The 23803-nt window shown below is 44.3% G+C and carries 24 protein-coding genes and 1 pseudogene; 5 read left to right on the top strand and 20 right to left on the bottom strand.

All coding sequences use genetic code 11. The features are described 5' to 3' along the window. Positions 1 to 30: 30 nt before the first annotated feature. The 6 genes from KUV50_RS16280 to rplM all read right to left on the bottom strand — a co-directional run bounded on the left by KUV50_RS16280 (position 31) and on the right by rplM (position 5535). Positions 31 to 1383 carry an NAD(P)/FAD-dependent oxidoreductase gene (locus tag KUV50_RS16280; RefSeq protein WP_222581249.1) on the bottom strand — a complete coding sequence of 451 codons (1353 nt, stop codon included), beginning with the start codon at positions 1381 to 1383 and terminating at the stop codon, positions 31 to 33. A 511-nt stretch (positions 1384 to 1894) separates the two neighbouring features. Further along, positions 1895 to 2608: a UMP kinase gene (gene pyrH / locus KUV50_RS16275; RefSeq protein WP_222581248.1), complete on the bottom strand. Its 714-nt coding sequence runs from the start codon at positions 2606 to 2608 to the stop codon at positions 1895 to 1897. Positions 2609 to 2834: 226 nt separating this feature from the next. Continuing rightward, positions 2835 to 3665, bottom strand: a complete 831-nt coding sequence (tsf, locus tag KUV50_RS16270) for a translation elongation factor Ts (RefSeq protein ID WP_222581247.1) — start codon at positions 3663 to 3665, stop codon at positions 2835 to 2837. A 191-nt stretch (positions 3666 to 3856) separates the two neighbouring features. After that, on the bottom strand, positions 3857 to 4591 hold the full coding sequence (rpsB, locus tag KUV50_RS16265) for a 30S ribosomal protein S2 (protein WP_222581246.1): 735 nt from the start codon (positions 4589 to 4591) through the stop codon (positions 3857 to 3859). 110 nt (positions 4592 to 4701) lie between these two features. Then, positions 4702 to 5088 (bottom strand): 30S ribosomal protein S9, encoded by a 387-nt coding sequence (gene rpsI / locus KUV50_RS16260; RefSeq protein ID WP_222581245.1) that lies wholly within the window; start codon positions 5086 to 5088, stop codon positions 4702 to 4704. 3 nt (positions 5089 to 5091) lie between these two features. Further along, positions 5092 to 5535 carry a 50S ribosomal protein L13 gene (rplM, locus tag KUV50_RS16255; protein WP_222581244.1) on the bottom strand — a complete coding sequence of 148 codons (444 nt, stop codon included), beginning with the start codon at positions 5533 to 5535 and terminating at the stop codon, positions 5092 to 5094. 376 nt (positions 5536 to 5911) lie between these two features. Between rplM and KUV50_RS16250 the strand changes: the two genes are divergently transcribed. From KUV50_RS16250 to KUV50_RS16240, 3 genes are all read left to right on the top strand, one after another. Then, positions 5912 to 6922 (top strand): isopentenyl-diphosphate delta-isomerase, encoded by a 1011-nt coding sequence (locus KUV50_RS16250; RefSeq protein WP_261395330.1) that lies wholly within the window; start codon positions 5912 to 5914, stop codon positions 6920 to 6922. Beyond that, positions 6922 to 8232 carry a hydroxymethylglutaryl-CoA reductase, degradative gene (locus KUV50_RS16245; RefSeq protein WP_222581243.1) on the top strand — a complete coding sequence of 437 codons (1311 nt, stop codon included), beginning with the start codon at positions 6922 to 6924 and terminating at the stop codon, positions 8230 to 8232. The genes KUV50_RS16250 and KUV50_RS16245 overlap by 1 nt, the downstream gene beginning before the upstream one ends. A 265-nt stretch (positions 8233 to 8497) precedes the next feature. Further along, positions 8498 to 9706: a serine hydrolase domain-containing protein gene (locus KUV50_RS16240; RefSeq protein ID WP_222581242.1), complete on the top strand. Its 1209-nt coding sequence runs from the start codon at positions 8498 to 8500 to the stop codon at positions 9704 to 9706. A 113-nt stretch (positions 9707 to 9819) separates the two neighbouring features. Here the strand turns inward: KUV50_RS16240 and KUV50_RS16235 are convergent, their stop codons facing one another. The 4 genes from KUV50_RS16235 to KUV50_RS16220 all read right to left on the bottom strand — a co-directional run bounded on the left by KUV50_RS16235 (position 9820) and on the right by KUV50_RS16220 (position 14571). Beyond that, positions 9820 to 10473: a hypothetical protein gene (locus KUV50_RS16235; protein ID WP_222581241.1), complete on the bottom strand. Its 654-nt coding sequence runs from the start codon at positions 10471 to 10473 to the stop codon at positions 9820 to 9822. A 279-nt stretch (positions 10474 to 10752) separates the two neighbouring features. After that, a complete protein-coding gene (locus tag KUV50_RS16230; protein WP_222581240.1) occupies positions 10753 to 11289 on the bottom strand; it encodes a DUF3575 domain-containing protein in 537 nt (178 codons plus the stop codon). 202 nt (positions 11290 to 11491) lie between these two features. Beyond that, positions 11492 to 14032, bottom strand: a complete 2541-nt coding sequence (locus tag KUV50_RS16225; protein ID WP_222581239.1) for a hypothetical protein — start codon at positions 14030 to 14032, stop codon at positions 11492 to 11494. 53 nt (positions 14033 to 14085) lie between these two features. After that, the gene (locus KUV50_RS16220; protein WP_222581238.1) at positions 14086 to 14571 is read right to left on the bottom strand and encodes a T9SS type A sorting domain-containing protein; all 486 of its coding nucleotides are present in this window, start codon (positions 14569 to 14571) and stop codon (positions 14086 to 14088) included. Positions 14572 to 14759: 188 nt separating this feature from the next. Between KUV50_RS16220 and KUV50_RS16215 the strand changes: the two genes are divergently transcribed. Both KUV50_RS16215 and KUV50_RS16210 read left to right on the top strand, forming a co-directional pair. After that, positions 14760 to 16751 (top strand): sensor histidine kinase, encoded by a 1992-nt coding sequence (locus tag KUV50_RS16215; protein WP_222581237.1) that lies wholly within the window; start codon positions 14760 to 14762, stop codon positions 16749 to 16751. Next, a complete protein-coding gene (locus tag KUV50_RS16210; RefSeq protein WP_222581236.1) occupies positions 16738 to 17358 on the top strand; it encodes a response regulator in 621 nt (206 codons plus the stop codon). The genes KUV50_RS16215 and KUV50_RS16210 overlap by 14 nt, the downstream gene beginning before the upstream one ends. A 266-nt stretch (positions 17359 to 17624) precedes the next feature. Here KUV50_RS16210 and KUV50_RS19805 read toward each other — a convergent pair whose 3' ends face one another. The 10 genes and pseudogenes from KUV50_RS19805 to KUV50_RS16160 form a co-directional block, all read right to left on the bottom strand. After that, positions 17625 to 17756, bottom strand: coding sequence for a DUF2568 domain-containing protein (locus tag KUV50_RS19805; RefSeq protein WP_410000066.1), 132 nt, complete (start codon positions 17754 to 17756; stop codon positions 17625 to 17627). Between the two features lie 328 nt (positions 17757 to 18084). Next, positions 18085 to 18534, bottom strand: coding sequence for a hypothetical protein (locus KUV50_RS16200; RefSeq protein ID WP_222581234.1), 450 nt, complete (start codon positions 18532 to 18534; stop codon positions 18085 to 18087). 129 nt (positions 18535 to 18663) lie between these two features. Further along, on the bottom strand, positions 18664 to 18954 hold the full coding sequence (locus KUV50_RS16195) for a helix-turn-helix domain-containing protein (protein WP_222581233.1): 291 nt from the start codon (positions 18952 to 18954) through the stop codon (positions 18664 to 18666). Continuing rightward, positions 18944 to 19278 (bottom strand): annotated as a pseudogene (locus tag KUV50_RS19800) (type II toxin-antitoxin system RelE/ParE family toxin). The gene KUV50_RS16195 and the pseudogene KUV50_RS19800 overlap by 11 nt, the downstream one beginning before the upstream one ends. An 846-nt stretch (positions 19279 to 20124) precedes the next feature. Beyond that, positions 20125 to 20592, bottom strand: a complete 468-nt coding sequence (locus KUV50_RS16185; protein WP_222581231.1) for a DinB family protein — start codon at positions 20590 to 20592, stop codon at positions 20125 to 20127. Positions 20593 to 20713: 121 nt separating this feature from the next. Then, complete coding sequence (locus KUV50_RS16180) at positions 20714 to 21001, bottom strand: type II toxin-antitoxin system RelE/ParE family toxin (protein ID WP_222581230.1); 288 nt, start codon at positions 20999 to 21001, stop codon at positions 20714 to 20716. Beyond that, entirely contained in the window at positions 20994 to 21233 is a 240-nt protein-coding gene (locus tag KUV50_RS16175; protein ID WP_222581229.1) for a type II toxin-antitoxin system ParD family antitoxin, read from the bottom strand. Before KUV50_RS16175 ends, KUV50_RS16180 begins: the two co-directional genes overlap by 8 nt. Positions 21234 to 21989: 756 nt before the next feature. After that, positions 21990 to 22358, bottom strand: coding sequence for a YrdB family protein (locus KUV50_RS16170; protein WP_222581228.1), 369 nt, complete (start codon positions 22356 to 22358; stop codon positions 21990 to 21992). 271 nt (positions 22359 to 22629) lie between these two features. Next, positions 22630 to 22929, bottom strand: coding sequence for a hypothetical protein (locus tag KUV50_RS16165; RefSeq protein WP_222581227.1), 300 nt, complete (start codon positions 22927 to 22929; stop codon positions 22630 to 22632). An 8-nt stretch (positions 22930 to 22937) separates the two neighbouring features. Further along, entirely contained in the window at positions 22938 to 23693 is a 756-nt protein-coding gene (locus tag KUV50_RS16160) for a head GIN domain-containing protein (RefSeq protein ID WP_222581226.1), read from the bottom strand. Between the last annotated feature and the right edge of the window lie 110 nt (positions 23694 to 23803).

Raw genomic sequence — 23803 nt, 5'->3', positions numbered from 1 at the left:
CAGAGTCACCAATAGACTATTATCGCTCCTTTACTGGTCCAGATTTACCGACTTGAGCGGTTTCTGGTCTTCGGGCTGGACATGACCGGGTTCCCTATTCCCGACCGGTAAGTTTAATTTAGCTTTTGAGTAGTGCGCTCGCATTATAATACGCAGGGTAGAATCGTTGTTGAAATAATCCGAGATCCAATTTATAAAGATAATGAGTTTATTTCGCACATTGAGAATCAACCAAAAATGAACCACCATCCAGGTCAACCAAGCAAACCGCCCCTGGAATTTCCAACGTGGCAAGTCGACAACTGCTTTTCTTTTTCCCACGGTAGCCATGGTACCTTTATTGATGTATTCAAAAGGAATCATCTGCTTACCTTTTTGCTGATGTATCAAATTTTTGCCTAGTTGAAGAGCCTGATTAGTGGCCACATTGGCCAGCTGAGGATGTCCTTGGGGGTACTTTTCGGTTTCCATATAGGCAATATCACCAATCGCAAATACATCCTCCAGACCCACGACCCGATTGAACCGATCCACCGTGATCCGGTTACCCCGCACAATCACATCATCTGGGATACCCGGTATTCGGATCCCTTTGACACCGGCAGCCCAGATTACGTTACCGGTTTCCATCAAACTATCATCATTAAAGACCAGCGTTCGTCCATCGTATGATTTAACCATTTTATTCAAGTGGACTTCAACACCGAGCTCTTTAAGGTATTTTTCACTGTACTTCTGTGCATTATCACTCATAGCCGGAAGAGTAGCATCTGCACCTTCGACTAAATGAATCTTGAGTTGACTAAAATCCATGTCCGGGTAATCCTTGGGCAAAATATATTTTTTCATTTCGGCCAGGGCGCCCGACAATTCCACCCCCGTCGGACCCGCGCCAACCACTACAAAATTCATCATGGCTTCATGATCTTCCTTGGGTGCACAGAAGGTATGCTCAAAGGTCAGTAAAATCCGGTTGCGTAAAGCAAGCGCCTCCTGACTTGATTTCATTGGCATGCTGTATTTTTCAAGCTGTGCGTTCCCAAAATAATTGGTTTCACAGCCCAATGCAATGACCAGTTTGTCATAGTTCACCGAAAAATGATCAGCCTTAATTTGCTTATGTTCCAGATCAATTTCCTGAATTTTTCCAAGACGGATGTGAACATTTTTATGGTTTTGAAAGATTCTCCGAAGGGGAAACGAAACGCTGGAAGGCTCCAGCCGTGCGGTAGCCACTTGGTATAGTAGGGGTTGGAACTGGTGGTAATTGTGTTTATCGATCAGGTAAATCTGATAGTCGGATTTTTGAAGTTCTCGGGCCAGCTTAAGACCAGCAAATCCAGCACCAAGAATGACTATCCGTTCTTTCTTATGATTTTCCATAGCAGGGATGTTCAGGTAAATAAAACACGCATTGTTTAATTAAAAACGCCTTTGCTATTTAAATGTTGAGCTTGATGGGTAATATCTTCTTTATCATGAAGACTCAAGTAATAAATGATTCCCATATATTTTATGGGACTTAGAATAAACCCGCGTTTTTTCACAAACCTACCTGCGCGCTGTGACAAAGAAGCCGAGTGGCATACGGTCTGAGCTTCCAGGGGAAGGACAAATCATTTAGCCTGGATTATTCACCAGATCAATCTGTTATGATGCATAATTTACTATGCGTCAATTGTTTAATTCCCAAAATTAGACATATTACATAGCCCAATTTTTGTTGACGTTGGAGTTTTGCGGATTAGTCCATACCAACTATAGTGTCGTCGTGATTCATCTGCACCGTAACCCAGAACTAAGCCTAGGAATTAGAACCCAAAAGAATTTTTGAGAAAAAGATTCAGCCAAAACTTCTGTAGAAGTCCTGGAAAATGGAGCATTTACGAAATCATTAGCCTGAAACGACACTCCCCAATTGCTGGCCTTTTAGTAAGCTTTGCAGGTTGCCTTCTTCGTAAATATTAAAAACCACAATGGGAAGATTATTTTCCTGGCACAGCGTAAAGGCAGTCTTATCCATTACCCGGAGACTGTTATCGATAACTTCATCAAAGGTTACCCGATCATACATTTCTGCCGTTGAATCCTGTTCTGGGTCCGAGGTATAAATGCCATTTACTTTAGTCCCCTTCAGGATAACATCGGCGCCAATCTCGATGGCTCTTAAGGCTGCCGCTGAATCAGTTGTAAAATAAGGATTTCCTGTTCCTGCAGAGAATATGACTACACGGCCTTTTTCCAAGTGTCGAATGGCCCGCCGTCGAATGTAGGGTTCTGCCACTTCTTTCATTTCGATGGCCGATATCAGCCGGGTATAAACCCCGATACTTTCCAGTGAAGACTGGAGCGCCATCCCATTGATCACCGTGGCAAGCATCCCCATGTAATCACCTTGAACGCGTTCGATGACGCTATTTTCATTGTTGACTCCCCGGTAAATATTTCCACCTCCTATCACCACTGCCACCTCGACACCCATTCGCTGAACAGATTTGATTTCTTCGGCATAATGAAGCAACATAGCGTTATCGATTCCAAAATCCCGTTTTCCCATTAAAGCTTCACCGCTTAATTTTAATAAAACCCGTTGATACGCCAGCTCCATAGTTATTTGATTTTATAGTATACATTACATCGTATCGGATCCGGACAAAAACATGTCCTCAAGACACCCTGCAATCCCCACTGATCACACCCCGTTAATGATGCAACCATTCCGTCGAAATTATCCTTATTCTCTTCCCCAGTTCAATTTGGGTCACAACATACAGACTTTTGGAATAGAAATAAAAAAAGCGACTGAAAATTCAGTCGCTTTAGATATTTAAATTTTAGCCAAGCATCAGGTGCTTGTATCCCGTCACGGTAAGATCTTTATCAATACTCTTGAGATAATCCGAAACCGATTGTTTGCTGTCTTTTACATAAGACTGTGCCAACAAGGTGTTTTCCTGAAAAAACTTATTGAGCTTTCCTTTCGCAATTTTTTCCAAAATCTGCTCCGGTTTGCCCTCTTGGCGAGCTTGTTCTTTACCGATTTCAATCTCTTTCTCCACGATGGATTCGTCCACCCCATCCTTATCGAGCGCCAATGGTTTCATGGCCGCAATCTGCATAGCCACGTTCTTACCAGCTTCGACTACTTCATCGCCAGTTTGGTTCAAACCTACGATCACACCAGCCCGGTATCCCATGTGGATATAAGGTACCACCGTCTCAGCCTCCAATGATTCGTAATCCGCCAACTCTATTTTCTCTCCGATAACTCCGACCTGATTAACAATCAAATCCTTTATCTTTTTACCATCCAATTCCAATTCTTCAAGCGCCTCTTTGGACTCAGGCATATTTTCCAAGGCAATACCAGCGATCTGATCTGCGAAATCAATAAAATCATCGTTTTTAGCAACGAAGTCTGTTTCACAGCTCAACCGGATTACAATTCCTTTTGTATTCTCGTCACAAACCTTTGCAATGACTACACCTTCTTTGGCTTCTCGCCCCGCTCGTTTCATGGACAGTTTTTGGCCTTTCTTACGGAGTATCTCAATTGCTTTTTCGGCATCCCCTTCGGCTTCAACCAATGCTTTTTTTACATCCATCATACCGGCACCGGTCTGATCTCGCAATTTTTTGACGTCAGCAGCTGTTATTTTACTCATCTTTATGATTTTAGATTGTATGTTTTAAGAATTATAAATTTTGAACGTCCGGTACCTACTCCGGACCTCCGAGTATCGCGGCATCATCCGCTCCATCTCTGTTGATCGGATAACGACTCAATCAAAAGCGTACTTTAACCATTGAACCGCCCCCATGATCTTGTTCACCGAACCGAAGCCTTTTACAGAAGTTAGTCTTCTTTCTTCTGACCTTCTTTTTCGGCGGTTTTGCCTTCTTGACGTTCTTTCAGACCTTGTTTGATGCATTCAACCAGGTAATCCGTGATAATCTCAATAGACTTGGTCGCATCATCATTAGCTGGTACAGGATAATCGACCAGTCGTGGATTGGAGTTGGTGTCGACAATTCCAAAGGTCTTCAGTCCCAATTTTTTGGCTTCTGCCAAAGCAATGTGTTCGTGATCAATATCCACGATAAAAATAGAATGTGGCAAACGGCTCAATTTTGCAATACCACCCAACACACGCTCAATTTTATCACGTTCCCGCGTCAATGTCAACCGCTCTTTCTTCGTGACATTGGAAAGCGTACCATCATTCAGCATCCGGTCGATGTTGTTCATTTTTTTCACAGAACGGCGAACCGTGGCAAAGTTCGTCATCATCCCTCCTAACCAACGATCGGTCACATAAGGCATATCTACTTTTAAGGCGGCGTCCGCTACGATACCGCGGGCCTGACGTTTGGTCGCCACAAAAAGAATCTTTTTCCCAGCTCGAGCCAGGTTCTTCATCGCTTCTCCAGCTTCTTCGAGTGCCTCCGAGGTACGGTGCAAATCGATGATATGAATCCCTTTGTGTTCTGCAAAAATATATGGTTTCATTTTGGGATTCCACTTACGCTTCAGGTGACCGAAGTGAACGCCGGCATCTAATAATTCTTTGTATTTTGGTGCACTTAACATATGATATAGCTATTTACTCTGTTCAAATATTTTCGAAAGAAATCATTCCTGCAATCAGGTTTATACATCCATACAAGAATGTACTCCCTTGCTGCTGAATGCTTTCTATATTAACGCTTGCTAAACTGGAAGCTTTTACGCGCTTTCGGTTTACCGTATTTCTTACGCTCAACCACCCGCGAATCACGCGTCAAGAAATCTTTGTCTTTCAATGGTTTCTTGAAATCTTCATTCAACTTGACCAGAGCGCGAGCGATTCCGAGACGAATGGCTTCAGCCTGTCCTTTGAATCCTCCTCCGTTAACGTTGATCTTAAAATCGATTTCTCCTTCCATCTCAACGGTATTCAAAGGCTCCCGCACTTTATTTTGAACATGTTTTTGAGGAAAATAAACTTCGAGTGCTTTTCCATTTACTTTCAGATCACCACTGCCTTTACGCATAAAGACACGGGCAACTGATGCTTTTCGTCTACCGACGGCGTTAATTATTTCCATGAATTAAAATTTAAATTCTTTGGGCTGTTGAGCCTGATGTGGATGTGTTGATCCGGTATAAATAAATAATTTCTTAAACATTTGACGACCGAGCTTGGTCTTTGGAAGCATTCCGCGTACCGCATTCTCAAGAACTCGATCGGGGAATTTGGCCATTAACTCAGCAGCGTTTCGTGATTTCTGCCCACCCGTATAACCGGAAAAGGTCAGATAGGTTTTTTGTTCCATTTTATGACCCGTAAAGCGTACTTTATCGGCATTGATAACGATGACATGATCCCCCGCATCCACGTGTGGAGAATAAGTGGGTTTGTGTTTACCTCGAAGAACAGAAGCAATTTTACTTGCTATCCGTCCTACTTTTTCGCCATCCGCATCCACGACAAACCATTCCCGCTCAACGGTTTCATTAGTGGGATATTGGGTCTTGTAACTTATTTTGCTCATTACTAACTATTTACGACGTATTATTTCCAAATTCCAAGCTGCTGATCAGGACCATTTAGGTGCTTGGTTTTCTTTACTTTTATATCGTTAAGATATGCTTGCCCCGATTTAGCCGTGCAAAGGTATTTTTTTAATCCTTAATAATCAAACATTTTTACCATTTATTTTTCACCTCACCCGCGTAACGAATTGAAAAACAGTTCGATTTTCGCACAAAATAATTTTTTACCGTCTAAAATCATACGAAAATCAATTATTTTTAATGTCAAAATTCGGCATCAGAGGAATCGATAAATAAAAATTGCACGAAATTGGATTAGTAATATGGGGTCCAACGATTATCTTTGTTTTCAGAACGGAAATAAAAGACACCAACTTGAAAGACCGAAAAAAAGACCACATTGATCTGGCATTTGATTCCCAGATCGATCACCGGCGACTGGATAATCGATTTTTTTATGAACCACTTTTTTCCAGCCACCCGTCAGACCGGCCTGCTTTTGAATTCACATTAGCCGGCAAGGATCTCAAATCCCCATTTTGGGTTTCCAGTATGACCGGCGGCACAGAAAAAGCAGGCATGATCAATAGAAACCTGGCCAAAGCGTGTGCCAAATACCAAATGGGCATGGGACTGGGCAGCTGTAGGATATTGCTTGACACACCGGAAAGTCTTCCTGATTTTGACCTTCGGCCAATACTGGGCGACAAAGTGCCTTTTTTCGCCAATATCGGAATCGCGCAGCTTGAGGATGCGCTGAATAAAAACCACATGGACCGCTGGCTTGAACTCATCCACCGGCTTACCGCCGATGGGTTGATCGTCCACATCAACCCCTTGCAGGAATGGATGCAACCGGAAGGGGATCGGATCACGGCGCCACCGGTCGAAACCATTTCCCGACTTCTGGACGAATTTCCGCTGCCCGTCATCGTCAAAGAAGTCGGGCAAGGGATGGGCAAAGCCAGCCTCGATGCCTTGCTTCGGCTGCCATTGGAAGCAATCGACTTTGCTGCCAACGGGGGCACCAATTTTACGCTGGTCGAATTACTGCGTTCCGATGCGGCCAAGAAAGACGTTTTCGAAGGGTTGACCCGGATCGGTCATTCTGCCGAAGAAATGGTCGGCCTCTCCAATGATCTTTTGAAGCAGAACAAAGACAAATATCTGACGAAAAACCTGATCATTTCAGGGGGTGTAAAAGGCTTCTTGGATGGGTATTATCTGCATGAAAAATCGCTGTTCCCGGCCTTGATCGGACAGGCATCGGCGTTATTAAAACGCGCCCTGGTTTCTTTTGAAGACCTCGATGAGTACCTGGACAACCAACATCGCGGCTGGGCACTGTGTCAAAACTATCTTGCACTCAAAAATGAAGTAAAATAATGAAGAAGAGGGTTAACGGCTTTTCAAAGCGAAGCAAGGACGGAAAGCTACAATGGGTTGCTGAGGAAGGATTTGATGATCCCGAGTCGTTCGTCCAGGAACTGAAAAGCTATTGGTTGAACGACGCAAAAAAACAACACATCTACGATCGGATATCCGAGAATACCATCAGTAACTTCATCCTGCCCTATGGTGTAGCACCAAACTTCATCATCAATGGAGAATCATACATTATCCCCATGGTCATTGAAGAAAGTTCTGTGGTCGCTGCAGCGAGTAATGCCGCAAAGTTTTGGATGCAACGAGGGGGCTTTGAAGCTCGGGTTTTGCGATCCGAAAAGGTCGGGCAGATCCACTTTTACTGGGATGGCGTGCTGCGTGACCTGATGAAAGCCCGCGATCAGATCTTTAAGGCTTTATGCCATCACTCCCGGGAATTATCAGAGAATATGGTTCGCCGGGGCGGTGGAATTTTAGGTATGGACATCCGTACCTTCGAAGAAGATCCTTCCTACTTTCAGTTTTTGATCCGTTTCGAAACCTGCGATTCGATGGGGGCGAATTACATTAATTCGATCCTAGAACATTTTTCATCACAACTTGACGCTGTGTTTACAGATATTTTTGGCCCCCAATGCACCCTACCGGAGGTGTTGATGTCCATTCTATCCAATTACACTCCGGATTGCATTGTTCAGGCGAAGGTGACCTGCCCAGTGAAAGACTTGGATCAAAAAGGAATCAGGGGAAATGATTTTGCCGATCAGTTTCAAAAAGCAGTGAATATCGCACGCATGGATACCTACCGTGCAACCACTCACAATAAAGGAATATACAATGGTATTGATGCCGTTGTCCTGGCGACAGGCAATGACTTCCGAGCGATTGAGGCCGCCGGACACGCTTATGCCGCCCGCGACGGAAAGTACAGGGGCTTGAGTACATGTACCGTAGAGGACGGCCAGTTTACCCTGGAACTCACGGTTCCGATTTCCGTCGGCACCGTAGGTGGTCTGACTCATGTTCATCCGCTGGCACGGCGATCACTGGAGCTCCTCGGAAATCCTGGCGCCCATGAACTAATGAAAATCATAGCAGTCGCAGGGTTGGCACAAAATTTTGCCGCCGTGCGCTCTTTGATCACTACCGGTATCCAGAAAGGTCATATGAAAATGCACCTCATCAACATCCTCAATCACTTGAATGCGACATCCTCTGAGATCGACCAGACCATTGCCCACTTTGACGATAAGGTGATCACTTTTGCTCAGGTACGGAATTACCTCAAGCAAATTCGTAGGGAAGAGTAAAAACTCCAAATCCGTTCTGGGGAATGAACCTAAGCCTTCACGGTGTACGAATGTGGTATACGGACCATCTGCGAAAAAGCTGAGATTAAACATTCGTACGCCCTTATTTAAGAAATCAAAGTTTGGGGTGTTTTATGCGCTAATTTTTAAATTCAACACTTCCTGCATTCTCAAAATATGTTATCTTTATCCAGAGTAAAAATTTTATAAAATAATCAGATGAGGTTGAATTTTCGCCCTCGCATCCTAAAAACAATTGTTATTTATGCACATCAAATGGACCCGGTTCATCATTATCCTGGTGATGGGCATCACTGCCTGCAATACTCCGGACAAAGCACCTCAAAAAGACCTGCAGACAGCACTACAGATATTGATTGACAGTACCTTCCGGGAATTTGAGAATCGATGGGATCTTCGGGAAAATAAAGGCGGCTTTTTTGTGATGATCGACGGTCCGGAAGGATCCTATCTGGCTTCAGCCAATCAGGACCCGGCCATGGCCCTCGATACGCGGTACCGGATAGCCAGCATTTCCAAAACGTTTACAGCCGCAGCCATCATGCTGCTGGATCAACAGGGAAAACTGGATATCGATGACGGCATAAAGGCCTATCTGCCTGATGATCCCGCGTACCACATCCCTTTTGCAGATCAGATCACCATCCGGCTACTATTGCAACACCGGGCCGGAGTCTTTGATATCACCAACCAGGATTTACCGGATACCCTACCCCACCCTTATGCCGGAACCCGGTACATCGATTATGTGCGTTCAAAACCCGGTCAAGACAGCCATACCTTCACTTTTCAGGAATTGATCCGCGTGGTCGCCGAAAATGGATTGTACAATCATGCGCCGGGTGAAACATTTCACTATTCGAACACTGGATACAATCTACTCGGTGTTATCGTCGAACAGGTTTCCGGACAAACCTTTTCCGACTTTTTACACACCCATTTTATGGAGCCGATGAACCTCCGACATACCTATAGCGTGGTCCAGGGGACAGACATGGAAATAAAAGGGACGTACCTCCCCTCCTATCTCTACCTGGGAGCTGATGCCCCCGTTAATACCTCATTGGACAACATGTCACCCCATGTGTCTGAAGGCCAGATCGTATCCACACCCCGTGATATTGTGCACTGGATATCAGGCATGTTAATCGGAGAAAGCGCTCTCGACTTTGACCAGATCAATGCAATGATGGCCATGGAACCCGCCGACGAGGCGCACGGCGTATACGGCCTGGGGCTGACCTACGACGATGGACTTGGCTTTGGGCACGATGGTGCCCACCTGAGTTACATTTCTACTCTGCGGTACGACCCGACAACGAAAGCCACCGTGCTGGCTGTTGCCAATTTTATACGGGTCAACCCCGAAAATGATAACGATCAAAGCTTCTTCGAATTGGCGTATGGCGTACAAGACCTGGCCCGGGATGCCGTGAAAGTTTATGCCAAATAGGTACACTGTGCATTATGAACACATTAGACGAATGCGGTGAATTTAGCAGGTGTTATTGACGATCTCACACACAAAACTGACCGACATTGATGTTGTATTCGATACCAGGGTCATCATCTTATCACCAAATTCCGCCAATACCCGTGAAACATGTTGCCATTGCCGCCATGATACGCGGCCAGACTGTTGTCATTTTCATGATCCAGCACCGTCGATTCAGTCCGAAAAAAGATGATTCCATCTACTTTTACGATAAAAACACCCGTTTCATTTCGCTCCATGGAGAGATTTAGCCATTTATCGGGCTCAATGGATTGGTCAGAAAGATTCTTCTTTCGGGGTACGTCATTGAAAGCAAGATTGAGCTGCCCGGACGGCGTAATATAGATCATAGCCCACCGTTTTCTATGTCCCAATACGATAATGGGTTTATTGAGATCCGGCAGTCGGGCTACTTTGAAGCCGAGGCTCAACCGGAAGTTATCCGGATGAAAATTCTTTATCTTTGGGATCCACAGAACGGATCCCTCATCATCGTCCCACAAGTAATTCCCATCCATAAACACGCCACCATCTTTCAGGGAAGTGTTCTCTTGCCGGGCATCGTCATTATTGCCGGTGAGATCACTATAATCCGTGGAAAAGGGGTAGTGTGCAATTTTAGGCCTTTCCTGTTTGTCGTCCTTTTTGGGAATGTCATTTTTGTCACAGGAGAAGAATGACAGGAAAAGCATTCCGATAACAAGAAATATGATTTGGTTTTTCATGGTGGTTGATTTTAATTATTTATTGGTTTACCACAACTACAGTGTCTAATAAATTTTATCTCGTTGAGGACATGTAAGCCAGGAGCAGTGTTTCTACTACTACCTGTTCAGGCTTCACATCGTTTCTACTCCTGGCGGAATACAACAGTCATCTGAGTACTCAATATCTCTCAAGGCTTATGGGTTTCTTGGTATCTGCTTCAGATTCATAAGCCGGGTGGCGAGGTCAGCGCACTGGGGATTGTGAAGCTAAGATTGCCGGCACAAATTGAAATTTACTTAATCCCCAATCCGCATTCCTACACTCACCTTCCCGGTGATATCGAGTTTGTCCGCAAACCAGGGAATGTCATCAAAGCCGGGATCAGCAGGATCAAATTGATGGACCAATGCATAACCCACTCCCATACCGAGTTCCAGTACGAGTTTGTCAGCGATCAGCCATTTGTATCCGGTGAAACCACCTAAACCCAGACGTCGGTATTTTTGCTCCGCAATGTTGTCAATCTTCGCCAAAGCTCCCCGCAAGTAAGGACCTGCATAGAATCCAGAGTGGTTCTTATCTTTGTTCACATAGTATTTGCCCAGTAGCCTGATGACAGCTCCTTTACTGTGGTAGTCAGTTTCTGTCTGAGTATAGATTTCATAACTGTACCCCAGTCCGAGTTCCACGCTCCACCGGTCGCCGGCGGATTTGTCGATGTACAGATTGGCATTGCCCAGGAAAAATCCGGCCGGACTGATTGTCAGGTCAGTCTGTGCTGAAACGCTAAGGCCGCAGAGAACCATAATGATCATAAATAGTACGTTTTTCATAGTTTGTGTTTTTAGTGTTATTAAATTAAATAGGTTGAGGTGGTCTGTCAAAACAAAGTTTGTCAGTTTAAATTTGGACTCATCAATTTCAGTGATTCAATTTCAATGCATATAGATGAACTAAATTGATGACCAATCTTAGCTCGGCAATCCTCCTATGTCTGCGACCAGCCCTCAGGCTTACCGATCTGATTGGTATAGATCACTTCTTCGCCCGGACCGGTTCGAAATTCTCCATCCCTTTTCGGACCGCCTTCACTTCCCAGTCAAATTCAAACTGGCCGGTGCCTCCTTTCAGCTCTTTGACATAAAATCCGGTATCTGTAATCGAGGTGACCGCCAATCCGAAGGTATCCCAGTGCCTGGGTGTCAACTGCACAGTTGCTGAGGAGGTGTTCAGGATTACCCGGAAGTGATCGGCAAAAGGCACGAAGCACTCCCCGTCCACCACCTGAGCTGTTCCCCGCTGATAAATAGCCGCTTCAGGACCCTCGACGGAAGCATACCATATTTCTTTGCTGGAATCGGTAGGATGATCGATTCGGAAGTTTTTGACATTGGCTACGATGTGGCTTACACCGGCATTGTCCACGTAGATAGAAGCCTTATCGTTGCCAGATTTATCATAAACCCGTAATTCTCCTCCATTTTGCTGAGGGTCGGTACTCATGGAGATGGCAATATTTCCACTGGGGGCATATAGATTGCTGTAAGGGTTTCCTCCCAAAAATATCCCTTGCGAATGAGTCACATCACCATTGCCATTTTTCAATTCAAAAGTACGACCTTTTATGTCGCCCATACCATTTATACTGGCACCTCTATCACCGTTTCCGTCAAATAGGTTAATAATCCCCACATTGCCAGGACTGATGGTTTCATCGTAGCCCAGATAGACATTGGGTGTGTGGTTTTTGCCAAATATCAGCTGATACCCGGCCTCCGGAATATCCAATGATTTTCCAATTACCAGGCTTGGAGTACCTATACCTGTACCCATCCATAGAATATCCTGGTCTATGCCATTCAGATCAGTTCCAAATTTATCTTGAATGGTGACATATCCACCCCGGGTGTAGAGTACACCCTTCTGTTCGTCATTTACGCTCATTCCTGCACGGCTAAGTCCGGTTGTATCAGCCACATAGGCATGACCTTTGTTATCTTCACCGCCGGCATAAAAATTGGCAAACTCCTTTCCGAAAAGGGTCAATTCCCCACCAAAGTCTTCTGTAGCTAGGGCGCAGAATTTTTCAATGTCCTGGCCTGGCGTGAAAAGGCAGAGTTTTCCGCCGACCCCGGGTAGATCTGTGCCACCCAGAAAGGATAATTTTGACCCGGAGAGATTGTATAGATTTATCTGACCACCAATGGAGTTGTCGCCCTTGATATCGACCGTTTTCCACTTGGCAGAATTGAACATCTGGAGACTGTCACCGGAGAGGTGCAGCCGATGGAATGGCGTGGATTGTGTAGTCTCCCATATGTCCAATTGATAAGGATTGAGAATGCTCTGATGTTCTCCGTTTTCATGCGTGGTGCTACCGGCCCCGTAGCGGCTCTTCAATCCGGTATAAAGCCATTCCATTCGAAGTTCTCCAGCTTTCAAGGTAGCCACCTCCGGGTATAGCAGCCCTACCTGAGAATGCATCGTCAGACTGTCCGGTGTGAAAACAGCACTCGGAATATTCTCCTCATCGCTAAACATCACACGGTAAGAATTCATTTCAAGATTCTGGCTATCGATCGTCACATATGCTCCAAGCGCACCATAACCGCTGCTGTAAGATCCATTCTTTGCATTAAAATCAAGGGAAAAATTATCCAGGCGACTTGCTTGGATGCTATCGTAGTCCATGTTGGTAAAATGTTGCGCATTCATTTCTGAAAAGTAGAAATTGTCCTTCACCTGCACGGTTCCTTCGTCGTAATAGATATCATCTTTTCCGGATTCCTTTTTCCAAAGAGAGGGACCGGATGACTGGACTACAGACAGCGGATCGGCTGAGGTGCCATTGCCGGTCAGTGTGCTATCCGATACGATGTGCTGCGACCCCCAGTTGTCGCCACCGGAGGATAAAGGCAGGGTAACCGCATTTCCTCCGGAGATATTCAGCTGACCCGTATTATTATCATAGGTCAACGTTTGAGCATCCGTGCCCGTCAACGGACTCAGATCCACATCATTCCCCTGACTGATGGACAGCGTGGTCCCGGAGAGGTTGAGGTTTTGGATTTCGTTCGCAGGATCGGCATCGGCATCATCGGTATTTTTGACATGTTCGGCATAGTAGGCATAGGGAACCGCCGTCATCTCGGTGACTCCGCTGATGGTGTATTGACTACCGCCATCAGGATCTACTTCCGTTTGAAGAAAGCGGGGGCCTGCCGACCAGTCAATTTTATCAAAGTCCCCCTGAATATTGGATCCAGCCCCTATGATGAGGCTGATCAATCCGTCCTCGTTGGTCTTGACCTCCTGTCTTTCCTGGTACAGCACATTTCCATTGGGGGTACCGTGTAGTATGGAAAATCGTATGCCGACCTGGTCGTTTTCTATCATATCACCTTTGGAGTTCCGTACGACAGCCTGGTAGCTGATACCACTATTGGTCTGTGCAACCGTCACTCCCGAGGGACTCAGCAGAATTAGTAGAGTAATTAATATCATCGGAAGGCCAGAAAATGTATAAAGACAGGCGCGAATGTTCATGGTGGGCTGATTTTGGATGGATGATTTCATGATGGATTAAATTTTAATGGCAGTGAAGTAAATCAAAGCAGTACGATGAAGTTTTATAGTTTTATTATTTTAAAAGTTTCTAAGGGTGCCGAACCTTTTCGGATACTCAGAAAATAAACACCTGATTTATATTTATGCAAAGACAATCGGCCTTCATGGTGGTCCTGTAGTTTTATTGTGGTCATCGTGCGGCCTTTGATGTCAGAAAGAACAGCTGTCATGGGGTCGGCAGAGTGATTATCCATTCGAATGTTGATCCAGTCCGGTGTAGGATTGGGGAAAATGGTGACATGGGAAGGTTTGATTCCGTCCGCTGCACGAAATGTTTTGACCCGGTATATATGAAACAACCCTTCAGTCAGGGAGCCTGAAGACGTGTCATATCGTTTAAATGGAATGAGTCCGACAGAATAAGAGATGGAGCCTGTACTGTGAGATAAGGATGCTCCGGCTGTAACAACAGCCTGCTGTGCATGTAAAACCTTTCTTGCAAAGAGAAAAAATATCAGTAGAAAGAGGATGGAGAAGTGGTGGCTCATGGTATTTGTATTTATAGTTTTGAAAAAGTCATAAACAAAAAATTATATTTCGAACATGGATGATGTAAAGGTATTTTATGAAAGCGTACCAAACAATCCCCCAAAAAGGGTAAATTTAAAATCCTGTTTTTGGGGGATAGGAAGGGAATAAATTATTCCCCACCTTTACACTTTACATTTATGGATCGATGAAGCACGAATTAACCACTTGTATTTTAATACTGATCATCCTTAGCGGATACAGCACCGTAGTGTCCGGACAGAGCCCTACGGAAGAGGAAAGTGCGGTTAACCTATCCACAGAAATAGAAGGGATATCCGGCAACACGAAAGAAAAAGCCGATAAACTGTACGATCTGGGATTTTATGTCATCAATACAGATGTCGACTCCGCGGGGCGGATATTTGAACGGGTCAGGGAGATCAGCGAAGCGATTGATTATCAGGAAGGACTGGTCAATTACTATAGTGGTATTACTAACGTGTATAATTATAAAGGGGATTTTGAGAAAGGGTTAGAATACAACAAGAACGGGTTGGAAGTAGCCCGGCAACTGGAGGATCGGACCTACCTGGCCCGGCAGTTAGCCAACACGGGGATTTCCTACAGCTATATCGGTGATTTTGAATCGGGTATCGACTATGCCAGGCAGGCCCTCGAAGTGTTCCGGGAACTGGGTGATGAAGCGCGGGAAGCGCGGATGCTGTTCACGATAGGTGTTTTTTATAACAACCTCTCCAAGGCCATCGCACTTGATAGTGCTATTGTGAATCAGGCCACGGAATATTTTGAAAAAACGCTCCCGCTGGCGGTTGAATTGAAGGATACCCTACTACACATTGAAGTCTTATCGAACCTTGGCCTGACACTGAACAATGCAACCAAATACCAAGACGCCCGACAGTATCTGGATGAAGCCGAAACCCTTGCTCTGGGATTTGGAATGCCCTCCTTACTCGAAACTATATACCGGTCTATGTCGGTGAATGCCCGGGAAATGGGGGACTATGACGAGGCCATTACCTACGCCCGTCGGGCACTGGACATTTCACAGGATTGGGGGGCGCCCTTGTATGAAGTGTTCACCAAAAAAGAGCTCGCTCTGGCTTACAGTAAAAGTGGTCGGAGTGCGGAAGCGTTACGCGTATTGGAAGAAATTTTACCACTGGCAGAGGAAGAGGAGATGGTATTGGTATTGGATGGTTTGTATATGAATTACAGTGAAAACCTGGCGGAGCTGGGTCAATACAAACAAGCCTATGAATACCACCTCAAGGGAAGTGAAATAGCGGACTCCGTCCGGGGAGCGGATATCAAAACCCAGCTGCTCGCCCTGGAGGAAAAATATCAATCGGCCCGCAAAGATGCGCAGATCCTGGGACTGGAAGTCAGCAAGGAACGGCAGAAGTGGTGGATTACGGGATTGGTTTTGGGGCTGTTGCTCACGGGTCTGTTGGCTTACTTTATAGCCAAGCGATACCATTACCGGGCCCGAATAGCGGAGCAGGAACGGCTCCGGCTGCAAAAAGAACAAAAACTTAAAGCATCGGAATCCATCATTCAGGGGCAGGAAGAAGAGCGGCAGCGCATTGCCCGGGACTTACACGATGGACTCGGTGGGTTATTATCGGGATTAAAACTTACACTCAACACTATGGATGGAAATGTAATATTAAGCGAATCGAGCGTGGATACGTTTCACAAGGCACTGGGTCAGTTGGATCTGGCCATTTCGGAAATGCGAAAGGTAGCGCACAACATGATGCCCGAAGCATTGATCAACTTTGGTCTGGATGACACGCTGAGTGATTTCGCCTCCTCATTGTCTGAAAACACCCCTTTAACAATGCACTATCAGTCCTACGGCTACCGTTCTATGTCGCAGCAAACCGAGATCACGTTGTACCGGATTGTCCAGGAAGCGGTCAACAATGTACTGAAGCATGCGGATGCGGATGATGTCTTTATCCAGCTCGATCAGGATGAAGACCATGTGACCCTGACCATCGAAGACAATGGCCGCGGATTTGAAGTGGATAAACCATCTGCCGGCATCGGCCTGAAAAACATACAAAACAGGGTCGCCTACCTCAATGGGGAAATCGATATCAGCAGTACACCGGGCCAGGGGACCATCCTTGTTATCCAGATAAAACCCACAGTAGATGGAGAAGATTAAACTTTTAATAGTAGATGATCACCCGCTGATCCTGGAGGGTTTGAAGAATTTGCTGGCCGAGGAAGACGCCGTAGAGATCATTCATATGTGCACGACGGCCTACGAGGTGATAGAAGCCATGAGAACCGCCGTGCCCGACGTAGCCCTGCTGGACATCAACCTGCCCGATGTGAATGGAATCGAACTCTGTGCCCGGATTAGGAAGGAGTTTCCTTCGGTGAAATGCATTGCTTTAACCACCTATTCCCAGCGCAGCTACATCAATAAAATGATGGAGGCCGGTGCCGCCGGTTATTTGCTGAAAAATGCCAGTAAAACTGAGATTCTAACTGCTATCCAGGAAGTGCATGCAGGAGGGATGTACCTCCGGGTAAAAGACGATGGTGCCCAAATGGAAGAAGAAAATTCGCCCATACCGACCCTCACTCCCCGCGAAAAAGAGGTCCTGGCTCTCATAGCCGAGGGACTGACCAATCCCCAGATCGCTAAAAAACTCTATGTGAGCGTACTTACGGTCAACAGCCACCGAAAAAACCTCCTCCACAAATTTGAAGTCAGCAACACCGCTATGCTGATCCGTCAGGCCGTGGTAGCCGGGTTGGTGTAACCAATGGTGGCAGGAGTTTGCCGGATTGCTTAGACAATTGGATAGCGCCTCATGTCTTGTATTTACAGTATTTATAATCCAGAGATGGCCTGAACGCTCTGTGAAGCGTAAGCATTTTTCACCAAAATCTATAACCAAAGGTGTAAGCCACTAGCCATCGCACCAGGCCAACGCCCCAAGTTTCTTCCACCAGCCCAGGGGCAAAAAAGTAGCCGGAGCTTCCAGCTCTGGGCAAGAGACATTTTTCCAAAAGCAAGATGCTTTTGTTACATTAGTGTAGCAAAAACCAGGATTAAAGCAGCAACAAGAACAATCCGGAGCCAGCCGTCACTTTGTTTCCAACCCCACCTACCTACTGACACCAGCGCAGCCAACTTAAGAAGAAATCGGAATACCAACCTTATTGGATGTGATCCAATAAACTTTTAGTGTGTTGACAGCTGTGAAAGATGGTATCCTCTCTAATCGAATATTCTGTTCTTTCCCAGCATATTGTCTATATTTCGAATATGCCTTTCCTGATTTCCTGTATTGGCATCGGCATCCACAGCTTCGTTTAATAGTCTGAGAATTCCTCGCTTATTGCGATACGGCGCTCGTTCATGCTCTCCCTGGATCAAACTAAGAATTTCAACTACTCGAATTAATGAAGTAATTATCCTGCACGTTCCGGCCAGAACGTAAACTTATGATACCTAACTATGATTTTTACCTCAATTCAAGTTCTTAATAATCTATGGTGTAGCTTAACCGAACAAAATCCCTGGGCTCATCGCTGCCATCACTTTCTTTCAGAGCAAAGGGACTTCCATTCTTACTCACATAAATGTTTGTGTAAAGCTTTAGTTTGTAGTGTGTGTTTCCTGGGGTAGAAACTACCATTGAAGCATTAAACCCTTTTTCAACGGGCCCGATTATTGTCTCATGAAGTGTACGCTGATTGATCACAAGAGCTAAATCTTCATCCTTCTCTGTTCTTATTATTAAGTCCAATTTACCACCTGAATACACTGTAGAGCTATTCACCTCATACTTGACATAATATTCATCAGCTGGATTTGCATCATCTTTTTCACAGCTAAATGTGGATAGTGCAATTAATAAAGACAGTGCTAAAAAATGTGGCGTGCTGCACCAATTTTTCTTTTTTCCTGCACTTGATAATCTGATTATCATATTATAGTTATTGTTGTATAGATCACGAATGTTGATTTCTCTATTGGTTAAATACGAATAGATTCCATTCCAAAAGTTTCCTTCCAGAACTAAAATCTAAGTTCGATTTTTAGAAAGGTTGGTGAATATTCAGACTTCTATTGTAATATTGACTTTTCCTCCAAGTCCTTTTTCAACGATATCAAACAGTGTTTTTAATGTCAGATTGCTTCCATCGTTTTCCACGCGGGAAATATAGGTTCGCTTTTTGTCAATCAATTCACCAAGTTCCTTTTGGGTCATATTTTTTTCCTTACGTGCATTCCGTAAGAGTAACCCGATTTTAAACGAATCAAAATTCCTGTCGAGCTCGTCTCTGCGTTCGGTGCCTTTTTTTCCGTACACCGTGTCTTTTATGTCTTTCCAACTTTTAGTTTCCATTGTCTTTACTTTTTTCTTCGTAATATTCTTTCATTAATCGGACAGCTTTGTTTATTTCTTTTTTAGGTGTTTTTTGCTCTTTTTGGTAAATCCATTCAAGAGAACAACCAACTTGCCTTTATCGAAAAAGCAAAAAACCCGCCAGATGTTCGAGCCTAATTTTATTCGTGCTTCATACAGTCCTTTCTGGGTTTTTATAGGTGCCAGATAGGTTTTAGGCACGTGCTGAAAGGTTTCGATAATTTCAATGACCTTGAAAATCTTGTCCTGGACCTTTGGTGGTTGGGCAAGCAAAAACTCCTCGAAATAATTTTTGTATTGTATTACTTGCCTAACTCATTCCATCCAGACAAATGTAACTTAAAAGTTACTACTCTCAAATAATTTTGAAGTTTAAATTTGAATTTCGGATGTTTCTTAGGTATAGTATATTTCCGATGGTCATAATAACAGATATCCTATAAAAGCAATTCGGAAAGTAACCATTGATGTGTGTAACCTTCCAGGAAGTTATACACTTTGGTACCCGCTCGAACATGATGTCACCTTCGTAAGCCGGGAAGGTTGACACTATACTGCAAAATCGGTTGGCAGGTAACTTTATATCGGATCTAAACCCAGCTCTTTCAAATACTGATTGTGCTCTTCCCTGCTTTTATTCATTTATACCGTAGGGCCTGGAAATTTCCATCCGTGTATTCAGCCATTTTGTTGAGGATCAACTGTACAAATCATCCGGAGAAGTGGAATAATTGTAGCCGGAGCTTGCAACTCATTCATCACCAAGGTGTAAGCCACTAGCCATCGCGCCAGGCTAACGCCTCAAGTGCCTTCCACCAGCCCCGACTCCTAAAAGTAGCCGGAGCTTCCAGCTCCGGGCATGAGACATTTTCCAAAAGCAGGATGCTTTTGTTACATTAGTGAGACGAACACAAGGCTGACAGTACTTTCAGGAGAGTATCCAAAAAAAACTTATGAAATACAGTACTATTGCGCTAGCAGCCATTCAATCCGATCATACGACACCAAGTAATGAAGGAGGACAAGTACAGCATCAGCGACCCATTATTTATCAAATTACAGATCGTACAATGACCAGACAGCACTGGCAAAGATTCCAATTTGAGGGCATTTTAGTTGTTGCAATGATGGCTGGGGTGTTTTCGTTAATCAGTCCCAGATCTCTGGGCGATCAATTTTCATTGTTCTTAAATACGAAAGAAATTGTCCTGCGTGCACAGATTCGTGGTATCCAATCCGTAATAAATATTTTCCAAGGATTTTCTTTTCTCCATTTCCGGGGTGAATGATTTCCGTTTCAGTTAACTCCTTATCCGAAAACCGTCGAACACTTTCTAAAAAGGTGTTTCGATAGGGTTCGGCAAATTCAAGTTCGTCAGTAACACTAATGAAGGGTCGATTTTTCCAGGGCGTTTGATAATTTGCCATACTCCCATTGTTGATTATAATATTCCATCCATAATCGGCTTCTAAAACGTGCCTGATCATTTCTATGGCAGTCATTGCCTTTTCGTCGGGTTTCCAATGGTAATGGCTTTGAGGTAGTCCTTTCCAAAGTTTGATGCTTCTTCTCCGTATCTCCGTAAAATTTGAAATTATTAGTTTAGATTGGGTCATTTTCTTTGTGAAGCTTTTGACTTCCTATTATTTTATTTGTCCCAGCGGCCGGCGGCTATGCACAGTGTCCCGAAAGGCATTGAGTATAGGTTTTGTCGACAATCATCTTCCATTAATTTGGTTATCGTTTTTCACTCAAATCTTGTCTTCCGACGATTGTCATTATTTCGACATTGTTTTCATTTATTCTATAGTAAATACTATCAACTCCACATACGCATCGTCTATATCCCTTTCTTATATAGTCAACCGATTCAAAGGAAAAAGGTCGTTCAGCAATAATATCAAAATATTCAAAAAAAGACTCAAAATATTTGTCCGCTTGAGTCATTCCAAATTTTTCAACTCCGTAGTGGTGAATCCGTATCAAGTCACTTTTTGCTTCATTTGTCAGTTTATATTTAGCCATTTAGCAAAGACTTTGATTGAGCTAAAATACTTTCTTTACTATCATCTGTAAATCCGCTATTTTCAGCTTTTTCAAGTTTGGCTCGAATCCAGTCAATTTGAACTTGTTGTTTCCTAGCTTGTCTTATCAAGTCGTTAACCAACTCACTTTTACTTGAATATTCATCACTATCCACTTGGGCTTTTAACCACTCATCGTTTGGTTTGGTAAATGATATACTTTGTCTTGCCATAATTTCATTTTATGATGTAAAAATACACCAAATATGCACCACCTCCAAATTGTTGCCAACTTATTTATATATACCCACATTTTACGCTGATCACCGATCAATTCAGTAGGTATTGTGCTCTTGGCACATCCAATATATTCGTTGGTCCTAAGAGCTTTTATGTTCATGATATCCTTATCGTTCATCCAAGCATACAACATCGTTGTTTCAGGACTGGTATGACATCGTATTTGCTGTGGATATTGTCCATTGAAAACCGGAGGACGGTCGATGTAAACAGAATTGGTCTCCGTTTCACCCGTTCACCAAATATAATAAATATTAACAACCAACACGTTACAGCTTTCAATTTATACCATACTACCTGGAAAAGCCACCCGTTTATTAAGCCCCTTTGTTCTGGATCAAATCAGCGGCATCAGCGGCAATATTGTAACCGAAGCTTCCAATTCATTCATTACACAGGTGTAAGCTACTAGCCATCGCACCAAACCAGCGCTGCCAGTGCCTTCCACCAGCTCGCCTGATCGGTATATTGATTTCAAAACCTTATGCCTACTGTAGACGGAGGGAAGGTGAATGAATATGGGCTCGGCAATCCTCCTCACACTTCATCCACCCCCTCAGGCTTACCGATCCCAGTACTAAATAGGGGTCCGCCCCATCCGGATCCCCTTGGTAAAACCCAATGAAAAAACCTCAAGTACAAGCAGATTATTCAATTGGTGCACTAGTCAGGACCACCTCCTTGTCAACTTAGTTTGTAATCAGCCATTGAATACGATCATACGATGTCAGGTAATGAATCAAGACAAGGCTGCCAAATGCAAAGCTGACTGTGTGATGTCCCAGACTGTACAAAGCCCATATCGCACAGCCAAAGAATCCTAATTCTATGATCAGCCGAATCATTCCAGGGGTAGTAATAACCGTATTCCCCGAACGACTTGGATCGTCCGGAACGGCAAATATCCCCCACGCCGAGGCAAATAAGAGAGGGAGTCCAATGGCCAAAACGTACCGAAGTCCGCCGTCGCTTTGTTTCCAACCCCACATACCTACTGACACCAGCGCAACCAACTCAAGAAGAAATCGCAATGCCAGATTAATTGGATGGGTTCCCATATGGTTTAAATATATAATGGTTGTCAAAAATTAAACTTTAGCACCAATTGCTTAAATTCCAAAATTGGATCTATTACAAATCCCTACCGAAACGCTGACTCAAACCCAATTGCACTAACCGTAAGCCTCCTTTTTGAAAAAGCACCACAAACGAAATTCATGCCGACGCAGTAAAATACGATATTTCATCGATCATCAAGCGCTTCATAAAGTATGGACCACATGGAGACTACCTACAACCCTACTCTGCAAAAGCAATACAAACACTGGACTATCCTTTCCGCGAATGCCTGGCCTTCTTTCTAAAGACAATCACGCAAAGCATGGCTTGCAAACTGACGGCGATGGCATTGGTCAGCCACAAAGCCATGGTATCAAAACGAACACCGTATAGGCCCCAAAATGCATAGATAAAGAGCCAACCGATTAGAAAAGTATTCGACAGACTACTGGGGGCGCTTGATTTATATTCCTTTATCAATTGAATTAAAATAACGAAGCAGGCCGTTAATCCAGCAATAATCCCAACAAACTCAAACAGAGCAGCCGGAATTGAATCAAGGTAATTCATAGTTTACATTATTCCATTTTACGGATCGTCGCATCTCCAATGACGACACCTTTTTTTACTGTAGGATTCCCCTGGTACTCCACCACCGCCTCGCCATACGCACTCACCCGGAGTTCCTTTTCCACATTAAGTCGGAATTTAGCTTCTCCATAGGCCGTAATTCTAGCCGTTTTGCTCTGCACGCCAAGGCCATCAATACTGCTCTGTCCATAGGCTGTCATTTTTATATGGTCCACAGTACCAGTCTTAAGTTTCAGATTGCTTTCTCCATAGGTCGTGGCCTGGAGCCGGCCAAGTGCAACCTCATCCAAATACACCCGGGAAGAACCAAAATTATTTAAACGAAATCGTTCCCCAGTCAAAAGGCTTTTACAAACAAACTTTTCTTCACCCCGCAGCGAGAGCTCATTCAAATCAACATAGGTCACCGTCGCCTTTGTTACGGTTCCCTGGTAAATGGACCGCTTAACTTCCTGGCCATTTTCATCGATCGTCTCGGTTTTGGTCACCTCTTTCGCCCCATCCAGATAGATACGCAGTGTTTTTCCAATGGTTTCAATATTGAGTTTATCGTCGGATACCGTACTGCTTTCAATGGTTACCCTTTCTTCATCGCCTTGCTGAAAAGTGACTTGTATATGCGGACTTATAATAACCTTATTAAAAGGATCTACTTTTGTGCTCTTACTTTGAGCGAAGCCAAATGCCCCGCCCAAGAACATAAATACCACGGTTAAAAACAGTGCTGTAATTTTGACTTTCATAATTTTCTTTTTATTGTTTACCTGACCGTATCGCCATACACCTTCATTGAGATGGCCGCCCCATCAACCACGTGTTTTACGGCAAAGTGATCTCATCCAGTAATAATCTA

Source organism: Membranihabitans marinus (genome assembly GCF_019802045.1).
Taxonomy (GTDB): Bacteria; Bacteroidota; Bacteroidia; order Chitinophagales; family Saprospiraceae; genus Membranihabitans; species Membranihabitans marinus_A.
Note: the sequence above shows the minus strand (reverse complement) of the source record. Positions and strands in the feature narration are given on the sequence as shown.

Excerpts from the sequence above, each read along its gene's own strand:
- KUV50_RS16280 (WP_222581249.1), bottom strand. The coding sequence starts at position 1,383 with ATGGAAAATCATAAGAAAGAACGGATAGTCATTCTTGGTGCTGGATTT.
- pyrH (WP_222581248.1), bottom strand. The coding sequence starts at position 2,608 with ATGGAGCTGGCGTATCAACGGGTTTTATTAAAATTAAGCGGTGAAGCT.
- tsf (WP_222581247.1), bottom strand. The coding sequence starts at position 3,665 with ATGAGTAAAATAACAGCTGCTGACGTCAAAAAATTGCGAGATCAGACC.
- rpsB (WP_222581246.1), bottom strand. The coding sequence starts at position 4,591 with ATGTTAAGTGCACCAAAATACAAAGAATTATTAGATGCCGGCGTTCAC.
- rpsI (WP_222581245.1), bottom strand. The coding sequence starts at position 5,088 with ATGGAAATAATTAACGCCGTCGGTAGACGAAAAGCATCAGTTGCCCGT.
- rplM (WP_222581244.1), bottom strand. The coding sequence starts at position 5,535 with ATGAGCAAAATAAGTTACAAGACCCAATATCCCACTAATGAAACCGTT.
- KUV50_RS16245 (WP_222581243.1), top strand. The coding sequence starts at position 6,922 with ATGAAGAAGAGGGTTAACGGCTTTTCAAAGCGAAGCAAGGACGGAAAG.
- KUV50_RS16240 (WP_222581242.1), top strand. The coding sequence starts at position 8,498 with ATGCACATCAAATGGACCCGGTTCATCATTATCCTGGTGATGGGCATC.
- KUV50_RS16235 (WP_222581241.1), bottom strand. The coding sequence starts at position 10,473 with ATGAAAAACCAAATCATATTTCTTGTTATCGGAATGCTTTTCCTGTCA.
- KUV50_RS16230 (WP_222581240.1), bottom strand. The coding sequence starts at position 11,289 with ATGAAAAACGTACTATTTATGATCATTATGGTTCTCTGCGGCCTTAGC.
- KUV50_RS16225 (WP_222581239.1), bottom strand. The coding sequence starts at position 14,032 with ATGAAATCATCCATCCAAAATCAGCCCACCATGAACATTCGCGCCTGT.
- KUV50_RS16220 (WP_222581238.1), bottom strand. The coding sequence starts at position 14,571 with ATGAGCCACCACTTCTCCATCCTCTTTCTACTGATATTTTTTCTCTTT.
- KUV50_RS16215 (WP_222581237.1), top strand. The coding sequence starts at position 14,760 with ATGAAGCACGAATTAACCACTTGTATTTTAATACTGATCATCCTTAGC.
- KUV50_RS16210 (WP_222581236.1), top strand. The coding sequence starts at position 16,738 with ATGGAGAAGATTAAACTTTTAATAGTAGATGATCACCCGCTGATCCTG.
- KUV50_RS16200 (WP_222581234.1), bottom strand. The coding sequence starts at position 18,534 with ATGATAATCAGATTATCAAGTGCAGGAAAAAAGAAAAATTGGTGCAGC.
- KUV50_RS16195 (WP_222581233.1), bottom strand. The coding sequence starts at position 18,954 with ATGGAAACTAAAAGTTGGAAAGACATAAAAGACACGGTGTACGGAAAA.
- KUV50_RS16185 (WP_222581231.1), bottom strand. The coding sequence starts at position 20,592 with ATGACCCAATCTAAACTAATAATTTCAAATTTTACGGAGATACGGAGA.
- KUV50_RS16180 (WP_222581230.1), bottom strand. The coding sequence starts at position 21,001 with ATGGCTAAATATAAACTGACAAATGAAGCAAAAAGTGACTTGATACGG.
- KUV50_RS16175 (WP_222581229.1), bottom strand. The coding sequence starts at position 21,233 with ATGGCAAGACAAAGTATATCATTTACCAAACCAAACGATGAGTGGTTA.
- KUV50_RS16170 (WP_222581228.1), bottom strand. The coding sequence starts at position 22,358 with ATGGGAACCCATCCAATTAATCTGGCATTGCGATTTCTTCTTGAGTTG.
- KUV50_RS16165 (WP_222581227.1), bottom strand. The coding sequence starts at position 22,929 with ATGAATTACCTTGATTCAATTCCGGCTGCTCTGTTTGAGTTTGTTGGG.
- KUV50_RS16160 (WP_222581226.1), bottom strand. The coding sequence starts at position 23,693 with ATGAAAGTCAAAATTACAGCACTGTTTTTAACCGTGGTATTTATGTTC.